This is a genomic window from Serratia sp. Z4, from assembly GCF_009900725.1.
GTDB lineage: Bacteria > Pseudomonadota > Gammaproteobacteria > Enterobacterales > Enterobacteriaceae > Serratia > Serratia nematodiphila.
On sequence record NZ_JAAABD010000001.1, the window covers coordinates 242,931 to 263,300 of the forward strand.

A 20,370-nucleotide genomic window follows, 5' to 3' on the forward strand; every position below is an offset into this window, starting at 1 on the left:
CGAGCCGCGGCGTAAAAAGCCCACGATAATAAGATTGCGTTAACTGGCGAAAGGGTCTTTGTGGTCGTAAGAACGCTGGTAAATAGCATTTGAAATTAAGTATTGATAAATATCGTCGACGATTTCGATACCGTTTTTCTCGCTTTCCATTTCACGCGCATGGCTGTTCTGTCCCGGGTAAAGCACTTTACTGACGCCCGGCGCCGGTTTAACGGCGTTCAACTCTTTCATGACCTGGCTGATATTTTTACGGAACGCCGATTCGTTGGTGAAATAACCTGGGTTCAGGACGATATGCAATTGGCCCAATTCCCGGCCGGCGCTGAGATCGTGATACATCGAGCTGACGTGTTTGCCGAACGGCAGGCCGAGCAAAATGCCCGACAGCACGTCGACCATCATCATCAGGCCGTAGCCTTTCGGCCCGGCGATCGGCAGCAGCCCGCTGACGGCGAACGGATCGGTGGTGTGCTTGCCCTCGGCGTCCACCGCCCAGGTGTCGGGAATGGCGGCGTTGCGCGAGCGGGCGTCCAGCACTTTCCCCCAGGCTTGCACGGTGGTGGCCATATCGAAGGTGATCAGCTCGTCGCCTTCGCCTGGTGCGGAGAAGGCGATAGGGTTGGTGCCGTAGTAGACCTCGGCGCCGCCGTACGGCACCACCATCGGATCGGATTGGCACAGCGAGATGCCGACCATGCCGGCGCGCGCCGCCTGCTGCACGAAGTACGACAGCGCGCCGCTGTGGCCGATGCGGCGAACACCCACCACCGCAACGCCGTTCTCTTTCGCCATCTCGATGGCGCGATCCATGCTCAGCTTGGCCGCCACGTGCCCGGCGCCGTTGTCGCCGTCGAAAATGGCGCTGCAGGGGCCGGTTTTTTCAAAGGTGAAATGGGGATGATTGTTGGTGCCGCCCTTGCTGATGCGTTCGGAATAGTATTCGACCCTGACCGCGCCGTGGGAGTGGATGCCGCGCGCATCGGCATGAACCAGCACGTCGGCGACGATGCCGGCGTGCTCCTGGCTCAGGCCGGCGGCGTGAATTTTTTGCTGGATAAGCTGATGCAATTGTTGTTTAGAGACCTTCATATACAGTCCTTTTATCACTACGGTTTATTTAATTCGCCTCTGCGTTGTAATGTATAAATACCGGGGGGGAATAATGTGATCCAGATGCGTTTTACTCTATTGAATTAAAAATTCGTTGAATTAAATCGTCATTGTTAGAAGTTTTTTATAAATGATTTTCTCGCGTCTGGATTAACTAATATTCAGACGATTAAGTTATTTTTTCTAACAATGAATAAAGTGTGACCGCACTCACCTCTGGGCGTGATTTTAATTTGTAGCTTGATAATTAACCTTTTCGCTGGATTCAATGCATCGCCGCGCCGCCGGTGCGGGAAATATTGCCGATATTATTAAATGCTGTCGTAAGGATATCACCATGATCCATGCTTTTATTAAAAAGGGGAGCTTTCAGGATTCCGTCAGCCTGATGTTGATCTCCCGCAAACTCAGTGAGTCTCCCAAGGTTGAGGAAATATCCGTCATGATGGGGACGCCGGCCAATAAATCCTTATTGGAGGTGACCGGTTTCTGGCATCCGCAGTTTAGCCAAGCGACGCCGAACGATATTTGCGTGGCGATCAAAGCGGAGTCCGCCGACGAGTCGATCGCCGAGGAGATCGGCGCGGCGCTGGAGGCGGCGCTCAAGGCGATTGCGCAGGGCGGCCAGGGCGGTAAAAAACTGCTGCGGGCGCGCAGCTGGCGCACCGCCCGGCAGAAGCTGCCGGCCGCCAATCTGGCACTGATCTCGATCGCCGGCGAATACGCGGCGGAGTTGGCGGATCGGGCGCTGGAAGACGGCTGCAACGTGATGATGTTCTCCGACAACGTCAGCCCGGCGCAGGAAGTGGCGCTGAAAACCAAGGCGCGCGAGCGTGGGCTGATCGTGATGGGGCCGGACTGCGGCACTGCCTGCATCGCCGGCGCGCCGCTGGCGTTCGCCAACGTGGCGCCCGCCGGATCCATCGGCGTGGTCGGCGCCTCCGGTACCGGCATTCAGGAGCTGATCTCGCAAATTACCCTGGCGGGACAGGGCATCTCGCACGCTATCGGCCTGGGCGGGCGGGATCTGACGGCGGAGATCGGCGGCATCAGCGCCATCAGCGCGCTACGCATGCTGGCGGCGGATCCGCAGAGCCAGGTGCTGGCGTTCGTGTCCAAACCGCCGGCGCCCGAGGTGCGTCAGCGGGTGATCGACGAAATGAAAGCGCTCGGCAAGCCGGTGGTGGCGCTGTTCCTCGGCGCGCAGTCCGCCGTGCGTCAGGATGGCAACATCACGTTCGCCGCCACGCTGGATGAAGCGGCGCGGCTGGCGGCGATGCTGGGCTGCGTGCAGCAACAGGCGGCGCAACAGCCCGCGGTGCCCGGCGGCAAAATCGCCGGACTGTACGCCGGCGGCACGCTGGCGGCCGAATGCGCGATGTTGCTGGCGGAAAAACTGCGCTTGCCGGTGGATAGCGAACACCCGCGCGGCGCCATGCTGGTGGCCGACGGCCATCGCATCATCGACATGGGCGATGACTTTTATACCCAGGGGCGCCCGCACCCGATGATTGATCCGACCGCCCGCAATCAAGAGATCGCCCGCCTGGCGCAGCAGCCGCAGACCGGCGTGTTGCTGCTGGACGTGGTGATCGGCTTTGGCGCCCAGGACGATCCGGCGGCGTCGCTGGCGGACGAGGTGGCCAACGTGCGCGCGGCGCGCGGCGCGGCCCACCCGCTGGCGGCGATCGCTACCGTCACCGGCACCGAACAGGATCCGCAGCAGCGCTCGCGGCAAATCGCCACCCTGCAGGAGGCCGGCATCGCGGTGATGCCGTCGCTGCCGGCGGCGGTCGCGTTGGCGCATCAGCTGATTACCCCCGTCTTACCCGCACCTGAACGTGAACGGCCGACCTTGCTGGACGGCGTCGCGGTGATCAACGCCGGGCTGCGCAGCTTCGCCGATGACCTGCAAACCAGCGACATCCCGGTGGTGCATTACCAGTGGGCGCCGGTGGCCGGCGGCGATCAACGATTAGCCAACATCTTGAAAAAATTAAAGTAAGGAACCGCTATGTACGCAACGATTGAGCAAGCAAACGCCGCCGTTATCGCCCGTATCCGCGAGGCGCGCCCGCACTGGCAGGATGTGGATCTGGCGCATCGGTTGATCCCGCAGCTGGCTGAAGGACGCAAGCTGCTGCACGCCGGGCCACCGGTCACCTGGCAAGAGATGAGCGGTCCGGTGCGCGGTGCCTGCATCGGCGCCTGCCTGTTCGAAGGCTGGGCGCAGGATGAACAGCAGGCGCTGGCGCTGCTGGAGCAAGGGGAAATCGAGTTCATCCCATGCCACAGCGTGAGCGCGGTGGGGCCGATGGGCGGCATCACCTCGGCCCACATGCCGATGGTGGTGGTCAGGAACACCGTCCACGGCAACTACGCCTACTGCAACATGAACGAAGGCATCGGTAAGGTGATGCGCTTCGGCGCCTATGGCGAGGATGTGCAGCAGCGTCTGCGCTGGATGCGCGACTCTTTGGCTCCGGTGCTGAAAGCGGTGCTGGCGACGCTGGAGGAGGGGATCGATCTGACCGCGCTGATGGCGCAGGCGATCAGCATGGGGGACGAATTCCACCAGCGCAATATCGCAGCCTCAGCGCTATTGATGCGCAGATTGGCGCCGGAGATTAGCCTGCTGCCTCGCGATAAGGCGGAGCTGGCGCAGGTGATGCAGTTCCTCAGCATCACCGATCAGTTCTTCCTCAATCTGGCGATGGCTTACTGCAAGGCGGCGATGGATGCGGGAGCAGAAATTGAGCAGGGCACTATCGTCACGGTAATGACCCGCAACGGCAAGAACTTTGGCATCAAGATCAGCGGCATGGGCGATCGTTGGTTCACCGCGCCGGTCAATACGCCGGAAGGGCTGTTCTTCTCCGGCTTCAGCCAGGCGGACGCCAACCCGGACATCGGCGACAGCGCGATCACCGAAACCTTCGGCATTGGTGGGGCGGCGATGGTCGCGGCCCCGGGCGTGACGCGTTTCGTCGGGGCTTCCGGCGGCATGAGCGCCGCCACCGACATCTCCGAGGAAATGGCGGAGATCTATCTTGAGCGCAACATGATGCTGCAGATCCCGACCTGGGACTTCCAGGGCGCCTGCCTGGGGCTGGATGCCCGGCGGGTGGTGGAAACCGGCATCACGCCGCTGATCAACACCGGCATCGCCCACCGCGAAGCCGGGGTCGGGCAGATCGGCGCCGGCACGGTGCGCGCGCCGCTCGGTTGTTTCGAGAAGGCGATCGAAGCGCTGGCCGATAAGCTCGGCATCACGGCGTAAGTGAACGGAGGGGCGTATGGACATTGTCGCGCTGGCCGGCAGCCGCCATGTGACGCAGGACTATGGCGCGCTGCGCTGCGTCGGCAGCTTCAACAACGCGATCAATTTCCTGACGGAAAACGCGCGGTTGCTGACGCTACACCGCGCCGGCAGCGGCCTGAGTCCGATGGGATGGCAGCTCGGCGCGCGGGATTTCGACCGCGTGCGTCATGCGATGCCGTCCGTACGGCACTGCGCTTTCTCCACCACTGGCATTTTGCTGGATGCGCTTCTTGTCCGGCCCGCCGCGACGGCGCGGGATCTGGGGCTGGCGCAGCGGGCGGCCATTGCCGATCGGCCGCTGGCGGCGGTATTGCAGCGCTGCACGGCGCAGTGCGGGTTGCACGGCGAAATCGGTCGGCTGGTGAAGCGGCCGTTAACGCCGGAGCCGGCCGGGCTGGCGCGGGATTTCTCCCGTTGGTTGCGGGGCGGCGCGGTCGACTGGCGCCATACGCTGGGCAAAGGGCCGGGGCTGACGCCGAGCAACGACGACACCTTGCTCGGTCTGTTGCTGAGCGCGCACCTTGACAGCCGCATCCAGGTCGCCGGGCTGACGCCGTTTTTCGCCCAGACGCCACCGCTGGAAGCGTTGACCACGCTGGTGAGCGCGCACTACCTGCATTACGCCGAGCGGGGCGTGTTCGCCACGCCGCTGCATATGCTGGCGCAGGGGCTGCAGGTACCTAACGGTGTATCGGCGGCGGTGGCGGCGGTGCTGAACCTGGGGCATTTCTCGGGGGCGGACACGCTGCTGGGCGTATGGCTGGGGGTGACGACGATTAACGCACTGTGCGGCGCGCGGTGTGAACATGAGGGCCGGATCGCGGATCCGGCCGGGACGGTATGATTTCAACTACGGGTGCAAACCATGAAAACCTTGGTCATTGCGTTGGGCGGCAACGCCTTGTTGCAACGCGGAGCCGTGCTCTCTGCGGAAAATCAGTATAAGAGCATCGCCCTCATCGCCGACGCCATCGGCAAGCTGGCGCAGAAATACCGCATCGCCATCGTGCACGGCAACGGCCCGCAGGTGGGGTTGCTGGCGTTGCAAAATCTGGCGTACCGCGATGTGCCGCCCTATCCGCTGGATATTCTGGTGGCCGAAAGCCAGGGCATGATCGGCTATATGCTGGCGCAGCAGCTGAATGCCAGCCATCCGCAGCAGCCGGTGTCCACGCTGCTGACGCGGGTGCTGGTGGATGCGCAGGATGCGGATTATCAGGCGCCGAGCAAGTTCATCGGGCCGGTGTATGCGCCGGAACAGCGGCAGGCGCTGGAGGCCAAGTTCGGCTGGACGCTGAAGGCGGACGGCAACTATATCCGCCGGGTGGTGCCTTCGCCGGCGCCGCAAAAGATCCTCGACATCGAGGCGATCACCTTGCTGCTGTCGCAGCGGCATATCGTGATCTGCAACGGCGGCGGCGGCATCCCGATGATCGCCGGCGAGCATGGGCTGACGGGCAGCGAAGCGGTGATCGACAAAGATCTGGCGGCGGCGCTGTTGGCGGAACAGGTGGGGGCCGATCATCTGGTGATCCTCACCGACGCCGACGCGGTGTACCAGGAGTGGGGCACGCCGCGCCAGCGCGCCATTCGTCGCGCCACCACGCAGGAGCTGGCGCCGATGGCGGTGGCGGACGGCGCCATGGGGCCGAAGATCATGGCGGTCAGCCGCTTCGTCGATCGCACCGGGCGGACGGCGCATATCGGTGGCCTGCAGGATATCGACGCGGTGCTGGCGGGCCAGGCCGGCACCTCTATTTTACCTTAGCTGCCTTCGGTTTATCCGCGCCCGCGTTGGCGCGGATAAGTATGCCTAAATGGCATGATTTCAATAATTTTTATTCATTTCATGATGTTGCTCGCCTTGGCTAGAGTAAAAACACCCCCGTGTTTACCGTCAAAAATTTGTCATTTTTATTTGCGACTATGCTTTTTGAAATGACATTTCGGCCAAGGATTGTTATGGATTCGCTCAGTGTTGATGAACTCGCCCAGAAGAAAGACCGCTGGTATCGCATTGTAGAGGAGATGCTGGCCGAAGCCGGCGTCGCCATCAACGGCCCGCGCGCCTGGGATATCCGGGTGCATAACCCGGCGCTGTTCAAACGCATTTTGCAGGAAGGCTCGCTCGGCTTCGGCGAGAGCTATATGGACGGCTCGTGGGAATGCGAACGGCTGGACATGCTGTTTACCCGCATTCTGCAGGCCGGCGTCGATGAGCGGCTGCCGAAAAGCCTGAGCGACATCGCGCGCATCGCCTATGCCCGGCTGTTCAACCGCCAATCGCGCAAGCGCGCCTGGCAGGTGGGCAAAGGGCATTACGACATCGGCAACGACCTGTTCCGGGCGATGCTCGATCCTTACATGCAATACTCCTGCGGCTACTGGAAAGAAGCGCAAACGTTGGAGCAAGCGCAGCAGGCCAAGCTCAGGATGATCTGCGAGAAGCTGCAGCTGAAACCGGGCATGACGCTGCTGGATATCGGCTGCGGCTGGGGCGGGTTGGCGCAGTTTGCGGCGCAAAACTACGGCGTCTCGGTGCACGGCGTGACCATTTCAGCCGAGCAGCAGAAGCTGGCGCAGGCACGCTGCGCCGGGCTGGACGTCGAGATCTTGCTGCAGGATTACCGCGATCTGGATCGTCAGTTCGATCGCATCGTGTCGGTCGGCATGTTCGAGCACGTCGGGCCGAAAAACTACGAGACCTATTTCAGCGTCGCGGCGCGTAACCTGAAGCCCGACGGCCTGTTTTTGCTGCACACCATCGGTTCCAATCAAACCGACCTTAACGTCGACGCCTGGATAGACAAATACATCTTCCCCAACGGCTGCCTGCCTTCGGTGCGGCATATCGCCGAGGCCAGCGAAGGGCGTTTCGTGATGGAGGATTGGCACAACTTCGGCGCCGATTACGATCGCACGCTGATGGCCTGGCTGGAGAATTTCAAACGGGCGTGGCCGGAATTGGCGGGCGGTTATTCCGAGCGCTTCGAGCGCATGTTCACTTATTACCTGAACGCCTGCGCCGGCGCGTTCCGTTCGCGCAACATTCAGCTGTGGCAGGTGTTGTTCAGCCCGGCGGGCGTGGAGGGCGGGGTGCGGGTCTATCGTTGATATCCCTGCGTCTTTTCCGCCGCATCGTTGTTGGCTGCACGTTCGATCCCCTGGTCACTTAGTTATCTAAGCTCCCAGGGCTTCTCACGTTTGCCGCCTGGATGCAGCTTCAGGTATGACGGATATCAGTACAGCAGGGAGTATAGCTGGCGGCGATATTTAGCGGCCAGCGCGTCGCCGGTGCCGAGTGCGGCCAGAATGTCCATCAGGGTCTTGCGCGCGTTGCCGTTGGCGGCGGCCAGATCTTTCTTCAGATGCCCCATCAGCAGTTCCAGCGCTTCTTCGTTACGCCCGACCTGATGCAGTTGCAGCGCCAGCTGCACCGCCAGCTCGACGTTGTCCGGCTCTTGCTGCACCTGCTGTTGCAGCTGTTGGATTTCCGGCGTGTCCGCCGCCTGCTTCAACAGTTCAATCTGCGCCACCAGGCCCTGATAGCGCGTATCGCGATCCTGCAGCGGGATAGTCGCCAGCACCGCTTCAGCGTCTTCGCTGCGGCTGAGCGCGATCTGCGTTTCGGCCAGCGTCAGGCCGATGTCGCTGCGCTGCTGGCTGCTCTGCCAGGCGTCTTTCAGCAGCGGCAGCGCTTCGGCGGCGTTGCCGGCGGCCAGCAGTTCCTGCGCCTGCGCCAGTTTCAGATCTTCTTCCTTCGGCAGGAAACGCTGCAGCAGGTCACGGATCGCTTCTTCCGGCTGCGGGCCCTGGAAGCCGTCGACCGGTTGGCCGTCTTTAAACAGGTAGACCGTCGGAATGGAACGCAGCCCGAATTGGGAGGCGATCATCTGTTCGGCGTCGCAGTCCACCTTGGCCAGAATGAACTGACCGGCGTATTCCGCCGCCAGCTTGTCCAGCACCGGCGTGAGCTGCAGGCAGTGTTGGCTGCGCTCGGACCAGAAGTAGAACAGCACCGGAATGGACATCGACTGTTCCAGCGTCTGGTGCAGGTTAGTTTCGTTAATATCAACAACAGCTTGAGCTAGCATCTTTTTTCTCTCTGATCGTGCGGAGCCATGGGGTGTAAATGGGGGCGCGCCGCCATTCTTCAACCCCGTCGGGCGAATTAAGCGTTGCTGCGCAGCAGCCAATCCAGACAGCGGCCCGGCAAAATGCGGCGCAGCACGCTCATCGCGTGCGCCAGCAGGGTGACCGGGTAGCGCAGTTTGGCGCGCGGGCTTTCCAGCGCGTGGCGCAGTTTGGGCAGAATGGCCTCCGGCGGCAGCGTCAGGCGCTTGGCGATGCCGGGGTTGTGCACCGGCTTATCGCTCTGCGCCTGGTTGACGTTCTGGCTAAAGTGGGTGGAGATCGGCCCCGGTTCGATCAGGCTGACCTGAATGCCGCTGCCGTGCAGCTCCATGCGCAGCGCGTCCGACCAGGCTTCCAGCGCGAACTTGCTGGCGGCGTAAGCGCCGCGCCCGGCGCTGGAGACCAGGCCCATCACCGAGCTGGTCTGAATAATACGCCCTTCGCCGTGCGGCAACATCGCCGGCAACAGCAGCTGGGTTAGCTGGTGGGTGCCGAACAGGTTGGTGGCGAACTGCCGCTCCAGTTGGCTGCGCGAAATGCGGCTGAGCGGGCCGTAAACGCCGAACCCCCCGTTATTGAACAGGCCGTACAGGCGGCCGTCGGTCAGCGCGATCACCTCGGCGGCGGCGCGCTCGACGCTGGCGCTGTCGTCCAGATCCAGCTCGATGCCTTCCAGCCCGAGCTGGCGCATGTTTTCCACGTCCTGCGGCTTACGGCAGGCGGCCAGCACCCGGTAGCCGCGGTTGCGCAGATCCTGCGCCGCAATCAATCCAATCCCGCTCGAACAGCCGGTTATTAATACCGCTTTTTGCATAACTTTACCTAGTGTACGACCCTAATTTAGTGAGACTCATGCTTTACTAGCGGTTCCAGGCGCTCCGCCATCCAGGTGGCGATAAACGGCTGAGCGTCCCCATTGGGGTGCAATCCGTCATCCTGCATCCATTCCGGCTTCACCACCACCTGTTCCATATAGAACGGCAGCAGCGGAATGTTGAACTGTTTGGCCAACGCCGGATAGACGGCGCTGAACGCCTCAGTATAGCGGCGGCCGTAGTTCGGCGGGATGCGGATCTGCATCAGCAGCGGCTGTGCGCCGGCCTGCTGCACCCGCGTGATGATTTGGCCGAGATCGCGCTGTACGTCCTGCGCCGGGAACCCGCGTAGGCCGTCGTTGGCGCCCAGCTCGATCAGCACCCAGCGCGGCCGATGTTGTTTCAGCAGCGCGGGCAGGCGTGCCAGCCCCTGCGCGGCGGTGTCACCGCTGATGCTGGCGTTGACCAGCTGTGGCGCGCCCGGCTTTTTTTGCCACTGTTCGGCCAACAGCGTCGGCCAGGCCCGCTCGATCGGCAGGCGGTAGCCGGCGCTTAAACTGTCGCCCAAAATCAACAAGGTATCGGCGGCGGCAGCGCGTAAACTGAATAATCCCAACAGCAAAAGGAAGGGAAGATGCCAGCGGAAAACGTTCTTGAAGTTCATCATCTTAGTAAACACGTTGGTCAGGGTGAGCATCAGCTCACCATCCTTACCGGAGTCGAGCTGCTTGTCAAACCCGCGCAGACGATCGCCCTGATCGGGGAATCCGGCTCGGGCAAGTCGACCTTACTGGGCATATTGGCCGGGCTGGATGACGGCAGCGAAGGCGAAGTGCGTTTGCTGGGCGAGTCGCTGACCGCGCTGGACGAAGAGGGGCGCGCCGCGCTGCGCGCCAGGAACGTCGGCTTCGTGTTTCAGTCGTTCATGTTGGTGCCGACGCTGAACGCGCTGGAGAACGTGCAGCTGCCGGCGCTGCTGCGCGGCGAGAGCGACAGGCAGAGTCGCGAGCAGGCGGTGCAGTTACTGGAACAGTTGGGGCTGGGCAAACGTCTCGATCACCTGCCGGCGCAGCTGTCCGGCGGCGAGCAGCAGCGCGTGGCGCTGGCGCGCGCCTTCAGCGGCCGGCCGCGGGTGCTGTTCGCCGATGAACCGACCGGCAACCTCGATCGTCAGACCGGCGATCGCATCGCCGACCTGCTGTTCTCTCTCAACCGCGATTTTGACACCACCCTGATCCTGGTGACCCATGACGAAACCCTGGCGGCGCGCTGCCAGCGGCGGTTGCGGCTGCGTGAAGGCAAGCTGTGGGAGGAAGCATGATCCGGCGCTGGTTCTGGCGCGAATGGCGCTCGCCGTCGTTGCTGATCGTGTGGCTGGCGCTGACGCTCTCCGTCGCCTGCGTGCTGGCGCTGGGCAGCATCAGCGATCGCATGGACAAAGGGCTCAGCCAGCAGAGCCGCGATTTTATCGCCGGCGATCGGGTGCTGCGCAGCGCGCATCCGGTGCCGGAAGGCTGGCTGCTGGACGCGCAGCAGCAGGGGCTGAAGGTGAGCCGTCAGCTGTCGTTCACCACCATGACCTATGCCGGCGATCGGCCGCAGCTGGCGGACGTGAAAGCCACCGATTTGGCCTATCCGCTGTACGGCAAGCTGGAAACGCGCCCGGCCAACATCAAACCCGAACCGGGCAGCGTGCTGGTGGCGCCGCGTTTGTTGGCGCTGCTGAACGTGAAAGTGGGGGATTCGCTGGAGGTGGGCGACACCACGCTGCGCATCGCCGGTGAAATCATTCAGGAGCCGGACGCCGGCTTCAATCCATTCCAGACCGCGCCGCGCATCATGATCAACCTGGCGGACGTCGATAAGACCGGCGCGGTGCAGCCGGGCAGTCGCCTGACCTACCGTTATATGTTCGCCGGGGCCGAGCCGGATATTCAGCGTTACGAGGAACGGCTGGCGCCGCAGTTGACGCCGGATCAGCGCTGGTTCGGGCTGCAGGAATCCGGCAGCGCGCTCGGCAAGTCGCTGCAGCGCTCCCAACAGTTCCTGCTGCTGTCGGCGCTGCTGACGCTGCTGTTGTCGATCGCCGCCGTGGCGGTGGCGATGAGCCACTATTGCCGCAGCCGTTACGATCTGATCGCGGTGCTGAAAACCCTTGGCGCCGGGCGTGGCGCGCTGCGCAAATTGATCGTCGGCCAGTGGCTGGCGGTGATGACGCTGGCGGCGGCGTGCGGCGGGGCGATCGGGCTGGCGTTTGAGGCGTTGCTGATCCGCCTGCTGAAGCCGGTATTACCGGCTGCATTGCCTGCCGCCGGCGCCTGGCCGTGGCTGTGGGCGCTCGGCGCGCTGGTGCTGATCTCGCTGCTGGTCGGGCTGCGGCCGTATCGCCAGCTGTTGGCCACCCAGCCGCTGCGGGTGCTGCGCCGCGACGTGACGGCCAACGTCTGGCCACTGCGCTACTTCCTGCCGGTGACGGCGGCGATCGTGGTGGCGCTGTTGGTGGCGCTGATGGGGGCCAGCACGCTGCTGTGGGCGATCCTGGCTGGCATGGCGGTGCTGGCGCTGCTGCTGGGCGGCATCGGCTGGGGCAGCCTGCTGTTGCTGCGCCGCATCACGCTCAAGAGCCTGGCGCTGCGGCTGGCGGTCAACCGCCTGCTGCACCAGCCGTGGGTGACCATCAGCCAACTGGCGGCGTTCTCGCTGTCGTTCATGCTGTTGGCGCTGCTGTTGGTGCTGCGCGGCGATCTGCTCGAACGCTGGCAGCAACAGCTGCCGCCGGACAGCCCGAACTATTTCCTGCTCAATATGACCGAGGCGCAGGTGCCGCAGGTGAAAACCTTCCTGCAGCAGCACCAGATCAAGCCGGAAACCTATTACCCGATCGTGCGGGTGCGCCTGACCGAGATAAACCAGCAGGTGGCGACCGAGCGGGTGCATGAAGACGATCCGGGCGGCGAGGCGGTGAACCGTGAGCTGAACCTGACCTGGCTGGCTGAACTGCCGGATCACAATCCGCTGGTGGCGGGCAATTGGCCGCCGAAAACCGGCGAGGTTTCGATGGATGAAGGCATCGCCGGGCGGCTGAAGATCAAGCTGGGCGACACGCTGACCTTCAGCGGCGATACCCAGGCGTTCAGCGCCAAAGTCACCAGCCTGCGCCAGGTGGATTGGGAGAGCCTGAAGCCGAACTTTTACTTTATCTTCCCGCCGGGCGCATTGGACGGCCAGCCGCAGACCTGGCTCACCAGCTTCCGCTACGACGGCGACGGCCAGATGCTGACCCAGCTCAACCGTCAGTTCCCGACGCTCAGTCTGCTGGACATCGGTGCGATCCTGCAACAGGTCGGCGGCGTGCTGCAGCAGGTCAGCCGCGCGCTGGAGGTGATGGTGGTGCTGGTGGTGCTGTGTGGCGGCCTATTGCTGCTGGCGCAGGTGCAGGTCGGCATGCGTCAACGCCGCCAGGAGCTGGTGGTGTACCGTACGCTGGGGGCCGGCAAACGGCTGCTGCGCCGCACGCTGTGGTGCGAGTTCGCCCTGCTGGGGCTGGTGGCGGGCATCGCGGCGGCGGTGGGCGCCGAGGCGGCGCTGTGGCTGTTGCAGAGCCGGGTGTTCGACTTCCCGTGGACGCCAACGCCGGTGCTGTGGTGGGCGCTGCCGCTGGCCAGCGCGCTGCTGTTGTCGCTGTGCGGCGGCTGGCTGGGTGTGCGCCTGCTGCGCGGCAAGGCGCTGTTCCGCAGTTATGAGGGGTGATGCGGCTATTTATAACGCCGGATGTGATAAGCACCCGGCTTGGCAGAAAAGAGAGGCGTCGTCTTTAAACTGTATTATTTTCGTGTTTTATAATGTGTGATCTGCGGGTTACCACCAGGAACGAAGGGAATGAAAATCTACTGGTCACTTAAAAGTATCCCGGAATTAAAAAATTTGCCTTTGCGCGAACGTCTCGGACGTTGGCAGCGTGGCCTTGCTTCAGCGGGATTCTTTAACGGAACGGGCATATTGCTGGTTGCATTGTTGCCGTGGTTTTCGATTCTTATCGCTAACGATCTGACCCTTAATTACCCTTTCTTGCGCAATCATATCGTCACAGCGCTTGGATATGGCATCAGTGGTTTTTTGGGTATGAATCTGATGATAAGAAGTATGCTAAGGAAAAATAAGAATATTTTTTCTGATTAAGCGCAGCGGTTTAAAATTGTCGTCATAAAAAAGGGGTTAGCCTTGGGCTAACCCCTTTTACTTTCGGCGGCGTGCGCTTTAGGCCAGCTTCTGCTGTGCCCAGGCCAGCCCGCTTTGGTATTCGCCCGGCAGCAGCGGTGCCAGCGTCTGCAGCGCCTGGCGCAGATCGGCGGCGCTCGGGTCGTTCAGATTGAGGTGGCCGACCTTGCGGCCAGGGCGCACCTCTTTCTCATACCAGTGCAGGTGCACCAGCGGCAGCGACAGCCACTGTTCGTTGACGGCGGTGCCGATCAGGTTGACCATCACCGATGGCGTGCTCACCACCGGCTGCGGCAGCGGCAGGCCGAGGATGGCGCGCAGGTGCAGCTCGAACTGACTGATGGACGCGCCGTTTTGCGTCCAGTGGCCGCTGTTGTGCACGCGCGGCGCCAGTTCGTTGATCAGCAGCCGATCGCCGACGATAAAGCACTCCATCGCCATCACGCCGACGTAGTTCAGCTCGTTCAGGATCGCCGCCAGCATCTGCTCGGCCTGTTGCTGCAGCGCCGGGTTGGGCTGCGGCAGCGCCACGCTGGTGCGCAGGATGCCGTCTTCATGCAGGTTATGGGTCAGCGGGTAGAATACCGAACGGCCGTCGTGGCCGCGCGCGCCCACCAGCGACACTTCGCCGGAGAAATTGATGCCTTGCTCGACGATGCACTCGCCATAGGCGTCGGCCGGCAGTTCGGCTTCCTGGCCGGGGCGCAAGCGCCACTGGCCGCGGCCGTCATAGCCACCGACCCGGCGTTTGACGATCGCCAGTTCGCCCAGCGAAGCGAATACCTGCGGCCATTCGGCGGCGCTCGCCAGCAGCTGCCACGGCGCGGTCGCCAGGCCGAGCTGGTCGAGCAGCTGTTTTTGCGTCAGGCGATCGGCCAGACGCGGGAAGATGTCGCGGTTGACGAAGGCGCTGTGGGTCGCCAGTTCGCGCGTCAGCGCGGTTTCCGGCCAGCGTTCGATCTCGGCGGTAATGACGCTGTTCTGATACGGCACCGCCTCGGGTTCGGCATCGATGCCGATGGGGTAGACGGCGATGCCCAGCGGTTCGCCGGCCTGGCGCAGCATGCGCCCCAGCTGGCCGTTGCCCAGTACGCAAACCGGCTTCATGCGTCCTCCCGCGGATCGGGGTGGTTCAAAACGTCTTCAGTCTGCGCCTGACGCCAGTCCGCCAAACGCTGCGCCAGCGCGGCGTCGTGCAGCGCCAGGATCTGCATCGCCAGCAGCCCGGCGTTGGCGGCGCCGGCTTTGCCGATCGCCAGCGTCCCCACCGGAATGCCGCGCGGCATCTGCACGATGGAGTAGAGGCTGTCTACGCCGCTCAGCGCGGCACTTTGCACCGGCACACCCAGCACCGGCACCAGGGTTTTCGCCGCCAGCATGCCCGGCAGATGCGCCGCACCGCCGGCGCCGGCGATGATCACGTCAAAGCCGTTGGCGGCAGCCTGCTCGGCGAAGCTGAACAGCTTGTCCGGCGTGCGGTGAGCGGAAACGACTTCGACATGGAAGGGGACATCGAGCTGGGTCAGGACTTCGGCGGCGAACTGCATGGTGGCCCAGTCACTTTTCGATCCCATTACAATTGCGATTTTAGCCCCGGCATTGGCGGCTGAAGCGGCGTTGGCTCCCATGGGTGTAAGGCTCCTGTGATTTGTCTGGCGTCGGCTGAGGGCCGAATGAGGGCGTAGAGCATACCATGAGCGCACGGCGAGGAAAACGGTTGCGTCGCCGGTTTTCACCGGCGAAAGCGCGAATTTTCACTCGCGCGCCTGCGCGGAACTCAGAATGGGAATTGGATCAGCTCGACGGCGTCGGCGCTGACTTTGATCATCGATCCTTCGACGTGCCAGGCGCCCAGCACCGCGCGATGGGCTTCGCCGTTGCTCAGCGCCAGCCGGTGCACCGCCGGGCGATGGGTATGGCCGTGGATCATCCAGTGCACGTCGTGGCGCAGCATCGTTTGCTCGACCGCCTGCGGGTTGACGTCCATGATGGCTTCCGACTTGTACTGGTTGGATTGCTGGCTGCGGGCGCGCATGTTGGCGGCGATCTTCAGTCGCCAGCGCAGCGGCAGCGCGAGGAACAATTTTTGAATCAGCGGGTTGTGCACTTTACGGCGGAATTGCTGATAGGCTTGATCGTCGGTGCACAGGGTGTCGCCGTGCAGGATCAGGATCCTGCGGCCGTACAGCTCCAGCACTTTTTCTTCCGGCAGCAGCTGCATGCCGCTGGCGCGGGCGAAGCGCTTGCCGAGCAGAAAATCGCGGTTGCCGTGGATGAAATAGCAGGGCACGCCGGCCTGTTGCAGCGCTTTGAGCGCCGCGGCGATCTCCGCGTGCAGCGGCTCGGGATCGTCGTCGCCGATCCAGGCTTCAAACAGGTCGCCGAGGATGTACAGCGCGTCGGCGTGCACCGCTTCGCGCCGTAAAAAACGCAGAAAACCGGCAGTGATTGCCGGTTCCTGTGCGCACAAGTGCAGATCTGCGATGAACAGCGTACTCATGCAGCCGCGATTACTCGCTGACGGTCACGCTGTTGATGACGACGTCTTCTACCGGTACGTCCTGGTGCATGCCGCTGCGGCCGGTTTTCACGCCTTTGATCTTGTTGACCACGTCCATGCCTTCAACCACTTCAGCGAACACGCAGTAGCCCCAGCCCTGCACGTTTTCGCCGCGGAAGTTCAGGAAGTCGTTGTCAGCCACGTTGATGAAGAACTGTGCGGTGGCGGAGTGCGGATCGTTGGTGCGCGCCATTGCCAGGGTGCCGATGGTGTTTTTCAGACCGTTGTTGGCTTCGTTCTTGATGGTCGCGTTAGTCGCTTTCTGGTTCATGCCCGGCTCGAAACCGCCGCCCTGGATCATGAAGCCGTTGATCACACGGTGGAAGATGGTGTTGTCGTAGAAACCGGCGCGGCAGTAGTTCAGGAAGTTTTCAACGGTAACCGGCGCTTTGTCAGCAAAGGTCTTGATAACGATATCGCCGTGATTGGTGTGGAAAGTAACCATAGTTTTAATCCTAACAAGGTGAAGTGAGACGTCACGTAAAGCGAGTGAACATTCAGACCGCCCTTATAACATATCCGCCCCAGCGAGTCAGCAGCGGCTCAACCGCGCACTGTCTGTGGTAATTGCATTTGTGTTATATTATAACAATTGCGCCGGCCGGCGAATTTCGCGCATTTTATTCGCGTGAAGTCAGCAAAGCTTGGCCTTAACCTTGCAATAGATCAGGCTTCAGGTTTCAATACGCTACCGGGCGTAAAACCTGAAGCCCGGTTATCTTTTTTGTTATCACGCACACCACGGAATCTCCCGATGCTAAAGATTTTTAATACCCTGAGTCGTCAAAAAGAGGAATTCAAACCCATTCATGCCGGGAAAGTGGGCATGTACGTGTGCGGGGTAACCATCTATGACCTGTGTCACATCGGCCACGGTCGTACCTTTGTCGCTTTCGACGTGGTGGCGCGTTATCTGCGCTATCTCGGCTATTCGCTGAACTACGTGCGCAACGTCACCGACGTAGACGACAAAATCATTCGCCGCGCGGCGGAAAATCATGAGACCTGCGACCAGCTGACCGAACGCATGCTGGCGGAAATGCATGCCGACTTCGACGCGCTGCTGATCGATCGCCCGGATCAAGAGCCGCGCGCAACCCAGCACATCGCCGAGATCATCGAGATCACGCAGCGTCTTATCGATCGCGATCACGCTTACGTGGCCAGCAACGGCGACGTGATGTTCTCCATCGACAGCGATCCGCAATACGGCCTGCTGTCGCGTCAGGATCTGGATCAGCTGCAGGCCGGCGCGCGCGTGGAGATCGACGACGTGAAGCGTAACCCGATGGACTTCGTGCTGTGGAAAATGTCCAAGCCGGGCGAGCCGAGCTGGCAGTCGCCGTGGGGGCCGGGCCGTCCGGGCTGGCATATCGAATGCTCCGCCATGAACTGCAAACAGCTGGGCACCCACTTCGACATCCACGGCGGCGGTTCCGATCTGATGTTCCCGCACCACGAGAACGAGATCGCGCAGTCGAGCTGCGCCCACGACGGCCCGTACGTCAATTACTGGATGCACTCCGGCATGGTGATGATCGACAAAGAGAAGATGTCCAAATCGCTGGATAACTTCTTCACCATCCGCGACGTGCTCGGCCATTACGATGCGGAGACGGTGCGTTACTTCCTGATGTCCGGGCACTATCGCAGCCAGCTGAACTACAGCGAAGAGAACCTTAAGCAGGCGCGCACCGCGCTGGAGCGCCTCTATACCGCGCTGCGCGGCACCGACGCCGATGCCGCGCCGGCCGGCGGTGAAGCGTTCGAAGCCCGCTTCCGCGAAGCGATGGACGACGACTTCAACACTCCGGAAGCCTACTCGGCGCTGTTCGATCTGGCGCGCGAAGTTAACCGCCTGAAGAGCGAAGACATGGCGGCGGCCAACGGCATGGCGGCGGAGCTGCGCAAGCTGGCGAAAGTGCTCGGCCTGCTGCAGCAAGAGCCGGAGCAGTTCCTGCAAGGGGGCGCACAGGTTGACGACGGTGAAGTGGCGGAGATCGAAGCGCTGATCAAACAGCGTAACGAAGCGCGTGCCGCCAAGGACTGGGCGCTGGCGGACGCCGCTCGCGATCGCTTGAACGAGATGAACATCGTGCTGGAAGACGGGCCGCAGGGCACCACCTGGCGCCGTAAGTAAGCCGGCCGAAGTGAAAACAAAAAAGGCGCTGAATTCAGCGCCTTTTTCTATGGCTGCAGGTTAGGGTTTAACCATGACCTTGCCGCCGTTGAACTCCACCACCTGATCGGCGACGATCTTGCAGCGCTTGCGGGTTTCGACCTTGCCGTCGACTTTCACCAGCCCTTCGGCGATGACTTCTTTGGCGGCGCCGCCGCTTTCACACCAGCCCTGGAACTTCAGCAGATCGCACAGTTCGACGTGGGGATGATTGTCCAGATTGAAAATTTCCATACTGCCTTACTTATTTAGGTTGAACGTCGTGATATTCCTCGCAGGCCTGCAAGGTATTTTGGATCAGTGTAGCCACGGTCATCGGGCCAACGCCACCCGGCACCGGGGTGATGTAGGCGGCGCGCTCGCTGGCGGCGTCAAAATCGACATCGCCCACCACTTTACCGCTTTCCAGACGGTTGATGCCGACGTCCACCACGATGGCGCCCGGTTTGATCCAGTCGCCCGGGATGAAGCCCGGTTTGCCGACCGCCACCACCAGCAGATCGGCGTTCTCGACGTGGTGACGCAGATTTTTGGTGAAACGGTGGGTGACGGTGGTGGTGCAGCCGGCCAGCAGCAGCTCCATGCTCATCGGGCGGCCGACGATGTTGGAGGCGCCGACCACCACGGCGTTCAGGCCGTAGGTATCGATGTTATAACGCTCCAGCAGGGTGACGATGCCGCGCGGCGTGCACGGGCGCAGCTTGGGCGCGCGCTGGCACAGGCGGCCGACGTTGTAGGGGTGGAAGCCGTCGACGTCTTTATCCGGATGGATGCGCTCCAGCACCTTGACGTTATCGATGCCGGCCGGCAACGGCAGCTGCACCAGAATGCCGTCGATTTCCTCATCGGCGTTCAACTGGTCGATCAACGCCAGCAGCTCGGCTTCACTGGTGGCAGCGGGCAGGTCGTAGGAGCGGGAGAGGAAGCCGACTTCATCGCAGGCGCGGCGCTTGCTGGCGACGTAAATTTGCGAGGCCGGGTTCTCGCCGACCAGCACAACCGCCAGGCCTGGGGCGCGTTTGCCGGCCGCCAGACGTTGTTTCACTTGCTCAGCCACTTCGTTTCTAACCTGCTGCGCAATCGTTTTACCATCAATAATCTTTGCTGACATCAGTGTGGAAATCCATCAATTAAGAAAAGCGGGGATGCCGCTATTCTGTCAGAAGCTGAGCGCGCTGTCAGGCGCAGAATCACCCTCGCCGCCGTTGCCGAGGCCGATTTACGCTTTTTTTATGCCGGCTTCAGGAACCTCTACGCCATTTTTACCGGCATTTGCATACGCTGGGGCCATACACAGGGCGAAAGAGGGCAGGATCATGAGAGCGATAACCCGGCTTTATCCGTTGCATCACCAGCCTGGCGAGCAACCGGCGCAGCCTAAACATGTGGGGGAGACGGTGTTCGATTCTTCGCTGCATCCGGCGGACAGTGAGCAACTCACCGCGCTGCATCAGCTCGGCAAGCATGAGGCGGCGCCGTTGTGGCGGGCACGCCTGAATGCGCTGTGGCGGAAGTTATGCGTATGAAGGGCTGCGCCTGGGCAGGCTGCACGCTGTTGCTGGTTTGGGCATCGGGGAGCCAGGCTTCTTTAAACAGCGCACGCGCTGACGCCGCATGGGTTGAAAACGTGGCGGCGACTTGCAACACACGGGTGATTGAGCATGCCGATTGGGGGGACATTGCCGCAGTGGTTATGTCTGCTCGCCTCTGCCAGCGGCGGGACAACGGGCGGCAAGGGCGTGAGCACGCGCCGATTTACGTAGGCGCCGGGCTGGCTCAGCGTAACGGCGCCCGTTGACGAGAACCCTCGCCGCGCGGGCGCTGGTGGAAAAAACGCCATAAAGCACGGCCGCCGTCGTAACGTCATGAAAAGGCATTGACTCGCTAACCTCTGACCGTATAATCGCAACCCGCAGCCGCAGGTTGCCGCATCTCAATGCGCCCTTAGCTCAGTTGGATAGAGCAACGGCCTTCTAAGCCGTAGGTCATAGGTTCGAATCCTATAGGGCGTGCCATTAAGTATCAATGAGTT

General features: G+C 62.1%; 20 protein-coding genes and 1 tRNA gene. 11 read left to right on the forward strand and 10 right to left on the reverse strand.

Translation table 11 applies throughout. The features are described from left to right. Positions 1-39 precede the first annotated feature (39 nt). Entirely contained in the window at positions 40-1,089 is a 1,050-nt protein-coding gene (gene allD / locus GT753_RS01205) for an ureidoglycolate dehydrogenase (protein WP_015376901.1), read from the reverse strand. Between the two features lie 358 nt (positions 1,090-1,447). Between allD and GT753_RS01210 the strand changes: the two genes are divergently transcribed. The 5 genes from GT753_RS01210 to cfa all read left to right on the forward strand — a co-directional run bounded on the left by GT753_RS01210 (position 1,448) and on the right by cfa (position 7,546). Next, positions 1,448-3,115, forward strand: a complete 1,668-nt coding sequence (locus GT753_RS01210; protein ID WP_015376902.1) for an acyl-CoA synthetase FdrA — start codon at positions 1,448-1,450, stop codon at positions 3,113-3,115. Between the two features lie 9 nt (positions 3,116-3,124). Beyond that, a complete protein-coding gene (locus tag GT753_RS01215) occupies positions 3,125-4,390 on the forward strand; it encodes a DUF1116 domain-containing protein (protein WP_015376903.1) in 1,266 nt (421 codons plus the stop codon). Positions 4,391-4,406: 16 nt separating this feature from the next. After that, the gene (locus GT753_RS01220) at positions 4,407-5,276 is read left to right on the forward strand and encodes a DUF2877 domain-containing protein (RefSeq protein WP_015376904.1); all 870 of its coding nucleotides are present in this window, start codon (positions 4,407-4,409) and stop codon (positions 5,274-5,276) included. 21 nt (positions 5,277-5,297) lie between these two features. Continuing rightward, positions 5,298-6,200 (forward strand): carbamate kinase, encoded by a 903-nt coding sequence (locus GT753_RS01225; protein WP_015376905.1) that lies wholly within the window; start codon positions 5,298-5,300, stop codon positions 6,198-6,200. A 194-nt stretch (positions 6,201-6,394) separates the two neighbouring features. Next, positions 6,395-7,546: a cyclopropane fatty acyl phospholipid synthase gene (gene cfa / locus GT753_RS01230; protein ID WP_160125191.1), complete on the forward strand. Its 1,152-nt coding sequence runs from the start codon at positions 6,395-6,397 to the stop codon at positions 7,544-7,546. 125 nt (positions 7,547-7,671) lie between these two features. Here the strand turns inward: cfa and GT753_RS01235 are convergent, their stop codons facing one another. From GT753_RS01235 to tesA, 3 genes are all read right to left on the reverse strand, one after another. Beyond that, on the reverse strand, positions 7,672-8,526 hold the full coding sequence (locus tag GT753_RS01235; RefSeq protein ID WP_004940198.1) for a co-chaperone YbbN: 855 nt from the start codon (positions 8,524-8,526) through the stop codon (positions 7,672-7,674). Between the two features lie 77 nt (positions 8,527-8,603). Further along, complete coding sequence (locus GT753_RS01240; RefSeq protein WP_004940195.1) at positions 8,604-9,380, reverse strand: SDR family oxidoreductase; 777 nt, start codon at positions 9,378-9,380, stop codon at positions 8,604-8,606. A gap of 26 nt (positions 9,381-9,406) precedes the next feature. Beyond that, complete coding sequence (tesA, locus tag GT753_RS01245; RefSeq protein WP_162138959.1) at positions 9,407-10,045, reverse strand: multifunctional acyl-CoA thioesterase I/protease I/lysophospholipase L1; 639 nt, start codon at positions 10,043-10,045, stop codon at positions 9,407-9,409. Between tesA and ybbA the strand changes: the two genes are divergently transcribed. The 3 genes from ybbA to GT753_RS01260 all read left to right on the forward strand — a co-directional run bounded on the left by ybbA (position 10,016) and on the right by GT753_RS01260 (position 13,560). Beyond that, positions 10,016-10,702 (forward strand): putative ABC transporter ATP-binding protein YbbA, encoded by a 687-nt coding sequence (gene ybbA, locus GT753_RS01250; protein WP_004940192.1) that lies wholly within the window; start codon positions 10,016-10,018, stop codon positions 10,700-10,702. The two genes, tesA and ybbA, sit on opposite strands and share 30 nt — an antisense overlap. After that, entirely contained in the window at positions 10,699-13,131 is a 2,433-nt protein-coding gene (ybbP, locus tag GT753_RS01255) for a putative ABC transporter permease subunit YbbP (protein WP_160125192.1), read from the forward strand. Before ybbA ends, ybbP begins: the two co-directional genes overlap by 4 nt. Before the next feature lie 129 nt (positions 13,132-13,260). Continuing rightward, positions 13,261-13,560 (forward strand): hypothetical protein, encoded by a 300-nt coding sequence (locus tag GT753_RS01260; protein WP_015376910.1) that lies wholly within the window; start codon positions 13,261-13,263, stop codon positions 13,558-13,560. Between the two features lie 78 nt (positions 13,561-13,638). Here the strand turns inward: GT753_RS01260 and purK are convergent, their stop codons facing one another. The 4 genes from purK to ppiB all read right to left on the reverse strand — a co-directional run bounded on the left by purK (position 13,639) and on the right by ppiB (position 16,604). Beyond that, positions 13,639-14,706: a 5-(carboxyamino)imidazole ribonucleotide synthase gene (gene purK / locus GT753_RS01265; protein ID WP_021504639.1), complete on the reverse strand. Its 1,068-nt coding sequence runs from the start codon at positions 14,704-14,706 to the stop codon at positions 13,639-13,641. Next, positions 14,703-15,227 (reverse strand): 5-(carboxyamino)imidazole ribonucleotide mutase, encoded by a 525-nt coding sequence (purE, locus tag GT753_RS01270; protein ID WP_004940188.1) that lies wholly within the window; start codon positions 15,225-15,227, stop codon positions 14,703-14,705. Before purE ends, purK begins: the two co-directional genes overlap by 4 nt. Positions 15,228-15,376: 149 nt before the next feature. Next, positions 15,377-16,099: a UDP-2,3-diacylglucosamine diphosphatase gene (locus GT753_RS01275; protein ID WP_015376912.1), complete on the reverse strand. Its 723-nt coding sequence runs from the start codon at positions 16,097-16,099 to the stop codon at positions 15,377-15,379. A gap of 10 nt (positions 16,100-16,109) precedes the next feature. Continuing rightward, complete coding sequence (ppiB, locus tag GT753_RS01280; RefSeq protein WP_004940183.1) at positions 16,110-16,604, reverse strand: peptidylprolyl isomerase B; 495 nt, start codon at positions 16,602-16,604, stop codon at positions 16,110-16,112. Between the two features lie 309 nt (positions 16,605-16,913). Here ppiB and cysS point away from each other — a divergent pair, with 309 nt between their 5' ends. Continuing rightward, a complete protein-coding gene (cysS, locus tag GT753_RS01285; RefSeq protein ID WP_015376913.1) occupies positions 16,914-18,299 on the forward strand; it encodes a cysteine--tRNA ligase in 1,386 nt (461 codons plus the stop codon). Between the two features lie 60 nt (positions 18,300-18,359). Here the strand turns inward: cysS and ybcJ are convergent, their stop codons facing one another. Beyond that, positions 18,360-18,572 (reverse strand): ribosome-associated protein YbcJ, encoded by a 213-nt coding sequence (gene ybcJ, locus GT753_RS01290; protein WP_015376914.1) that lies wholly within the window; start codon positions 18,570-18,572, stop codon positions 18,360-18,362. 10 nt (positions 18,573-18,582) lie between these two features. After that, entirely contained in the window at positions 18,583-19,449 is an 867-nt protein-coding gene (gene folD / locus GT753_RS01295) for a bifunctional methylenetetrahydrofolate dehydrogenase/methenyltetrahydrofolate cyclohydrolase FolD (protein ID WP_004940177.1), read from the reverse strand. A gap of 205 nt (positions 19,450-19,654) precedes the next feature. On the opposite strand from folD, the gene GT753_RS01300 reads away from it, so the two are divergent. Continuing rightward, positions 19,655-19,864 (forward strand): hypothetical protein, encoded by a 210-nt coding sequence (locus GT753_RS01300; protein WP_015376915.1) that lies wholly within the window; start codon positions 19,655-19,657, stop codon positions 19,862-19,864. A gap of 412 nt (positions 19,865-20,276) precedes the next feature. Next, positions 20,277-20,353, forward strand: a tRNA-Arg gene (locus tag GT753_RS01305). Positions 20,354-20,370: the final 17 nt, after the last annotated feature.

Excerpts from the sequence above, each read along its gene's own strand:
- allD (WP_015376901.1), bottom strand. The coding sequence starts at position 1,089 with ATGAAGGTCTCTAAACAACAATTGCATCAGCTTATCCAGCAAAAAATT.
- GT753_RS01210 (WP_015376902.1), top strand. The coding sequence starts at position 1,448 with ATGATCCATGCTTTTATTAAAAAGGGGAGCTTTCAGGATTCCGTCAGC.
- GT753_RS01215 (WP_015376903.1), top strand. The coding sequence starts at position 3,125 with ATGTACGCAACGATTGAGCAAGCAAACGCCGCCGTTATCGCCCGTATC.
- GT753_RS01220 (WP_015376904.1), top strand. The coding sequence starts at position 4,407 with ATGGACATTGTCGCGCTGGCCGGCAGCCGCCATGTGACGCAGGACTAT.
- GT753_RS01225 (WP_015376905.1), top strand. The coding sequence starts at position 5,298 with ATGAAAACCTTGGTCATTGCGTTGGGCGGCAACGCCTTGTTGCAACGC.
- cfa (WP_160125191.1), top strand. The coding sequence starts at position 6,395 with ATGGATTCGCTCAGTGTTGATGAACTCGCCCAGAAGAAAGACCGCTGG.
- GT753_RS01235 (WP_004940198.1), bottom strand. The coding sequence starts at position 8,526 with ATGCTAGCTCAAGCTGTTGTTGATATTAACGAAACTAACCTGCACCAG.
- GT753_RS01240 (WP_004940195.1), bottom strand. The coding sequence starts at position 9,380 with ATGCAAAAAGCGGTATTAATAACCGGCTGTTCGAGCGGGATTGGATTG.
- ybbA (WP_004940192.1), top strand. The coding sequence starts at position 10,016 with ATGCCAGCGGAAAACGTTCTTGAAGTTCATCATCTTAGTAAACACGTT.
- tesA (WP_162138959.1), bottom strand. The coding sequence starts at position 10,045 with ATGAACTTCAAGAACGTTTTCCGCTGGCATCTTCCCTTCCTTTTGCTG.
- ybbP (WP_160125192.1), top strand. The coding sequence starts at position 10,699 with ATGATCCGGCGCTGGTTCTGGCGCGAATGGCGCTCGCCGTCGTTGCTG.
- GT753_RS01260 (WP_015376910.1), top strand. The coding sequence starts at position 13,261 with ATGAAAATCTACTGGTCACTTAAAAGTATCCCGGAATTAAAAAATTTG.
- purK (WP_021504639.1), bottom strand. The coding sequence starts at position 14,706 with ATGAAGCCGGTTTGCGTACTGGGCAACGGCCAGCTGGGGCGCATGCTG.
- purE (WP_004940188.1), bottom strand. The coding sequence starts at position 15,227 with ATGGGAGCCAACGCCGCTTCAGCCGCCAATGCCGGGGCTAAAATCGCA.
- GT753_RS01275 (WP_015376912.1), bottom strand. The coding sequence starts at position 16,099 with ATGAGTACGCTGTTCATCGCAGATCTGCACTTGTGCGCACAGGAACCG.
- ppiB (WP_004940183.1), bottom strand. The coding sequence starts at position 16,604 with ATGGTTACTTTCCACACCAATCACGGCGATATCGTTATCAAGACCTTT.
- cysS (WP_015376913.1), top strand. The coding sequence starts at position 16,914 with ATGCTAAAGATTTTTAATACCCTGAGTCGTCAAAAAGAGGAATTCAAA.
- ybcJ (WP_015376914.1), bottom strand. The coding sequence starts at position 18,572 with ATGGAAATTTTCAATCTGGACAATCATCCCCACGTCGAACTGTGCGAT.
- folD (WP_004940177.1), bottom strand. The coding sequence starts at position 19,449 with ATGTCAGCAAAGATTATTGATGGTAAAACGATTGCGCAGCAGGTTAGA.
- GT753_RS01300 (WP_015376915.1), top strand. The coding sequence starts at position 19,655 with ATGAGAGCGATAACCCGGCTTTATCCGTTGCATCACCAGCCTGGCGAG.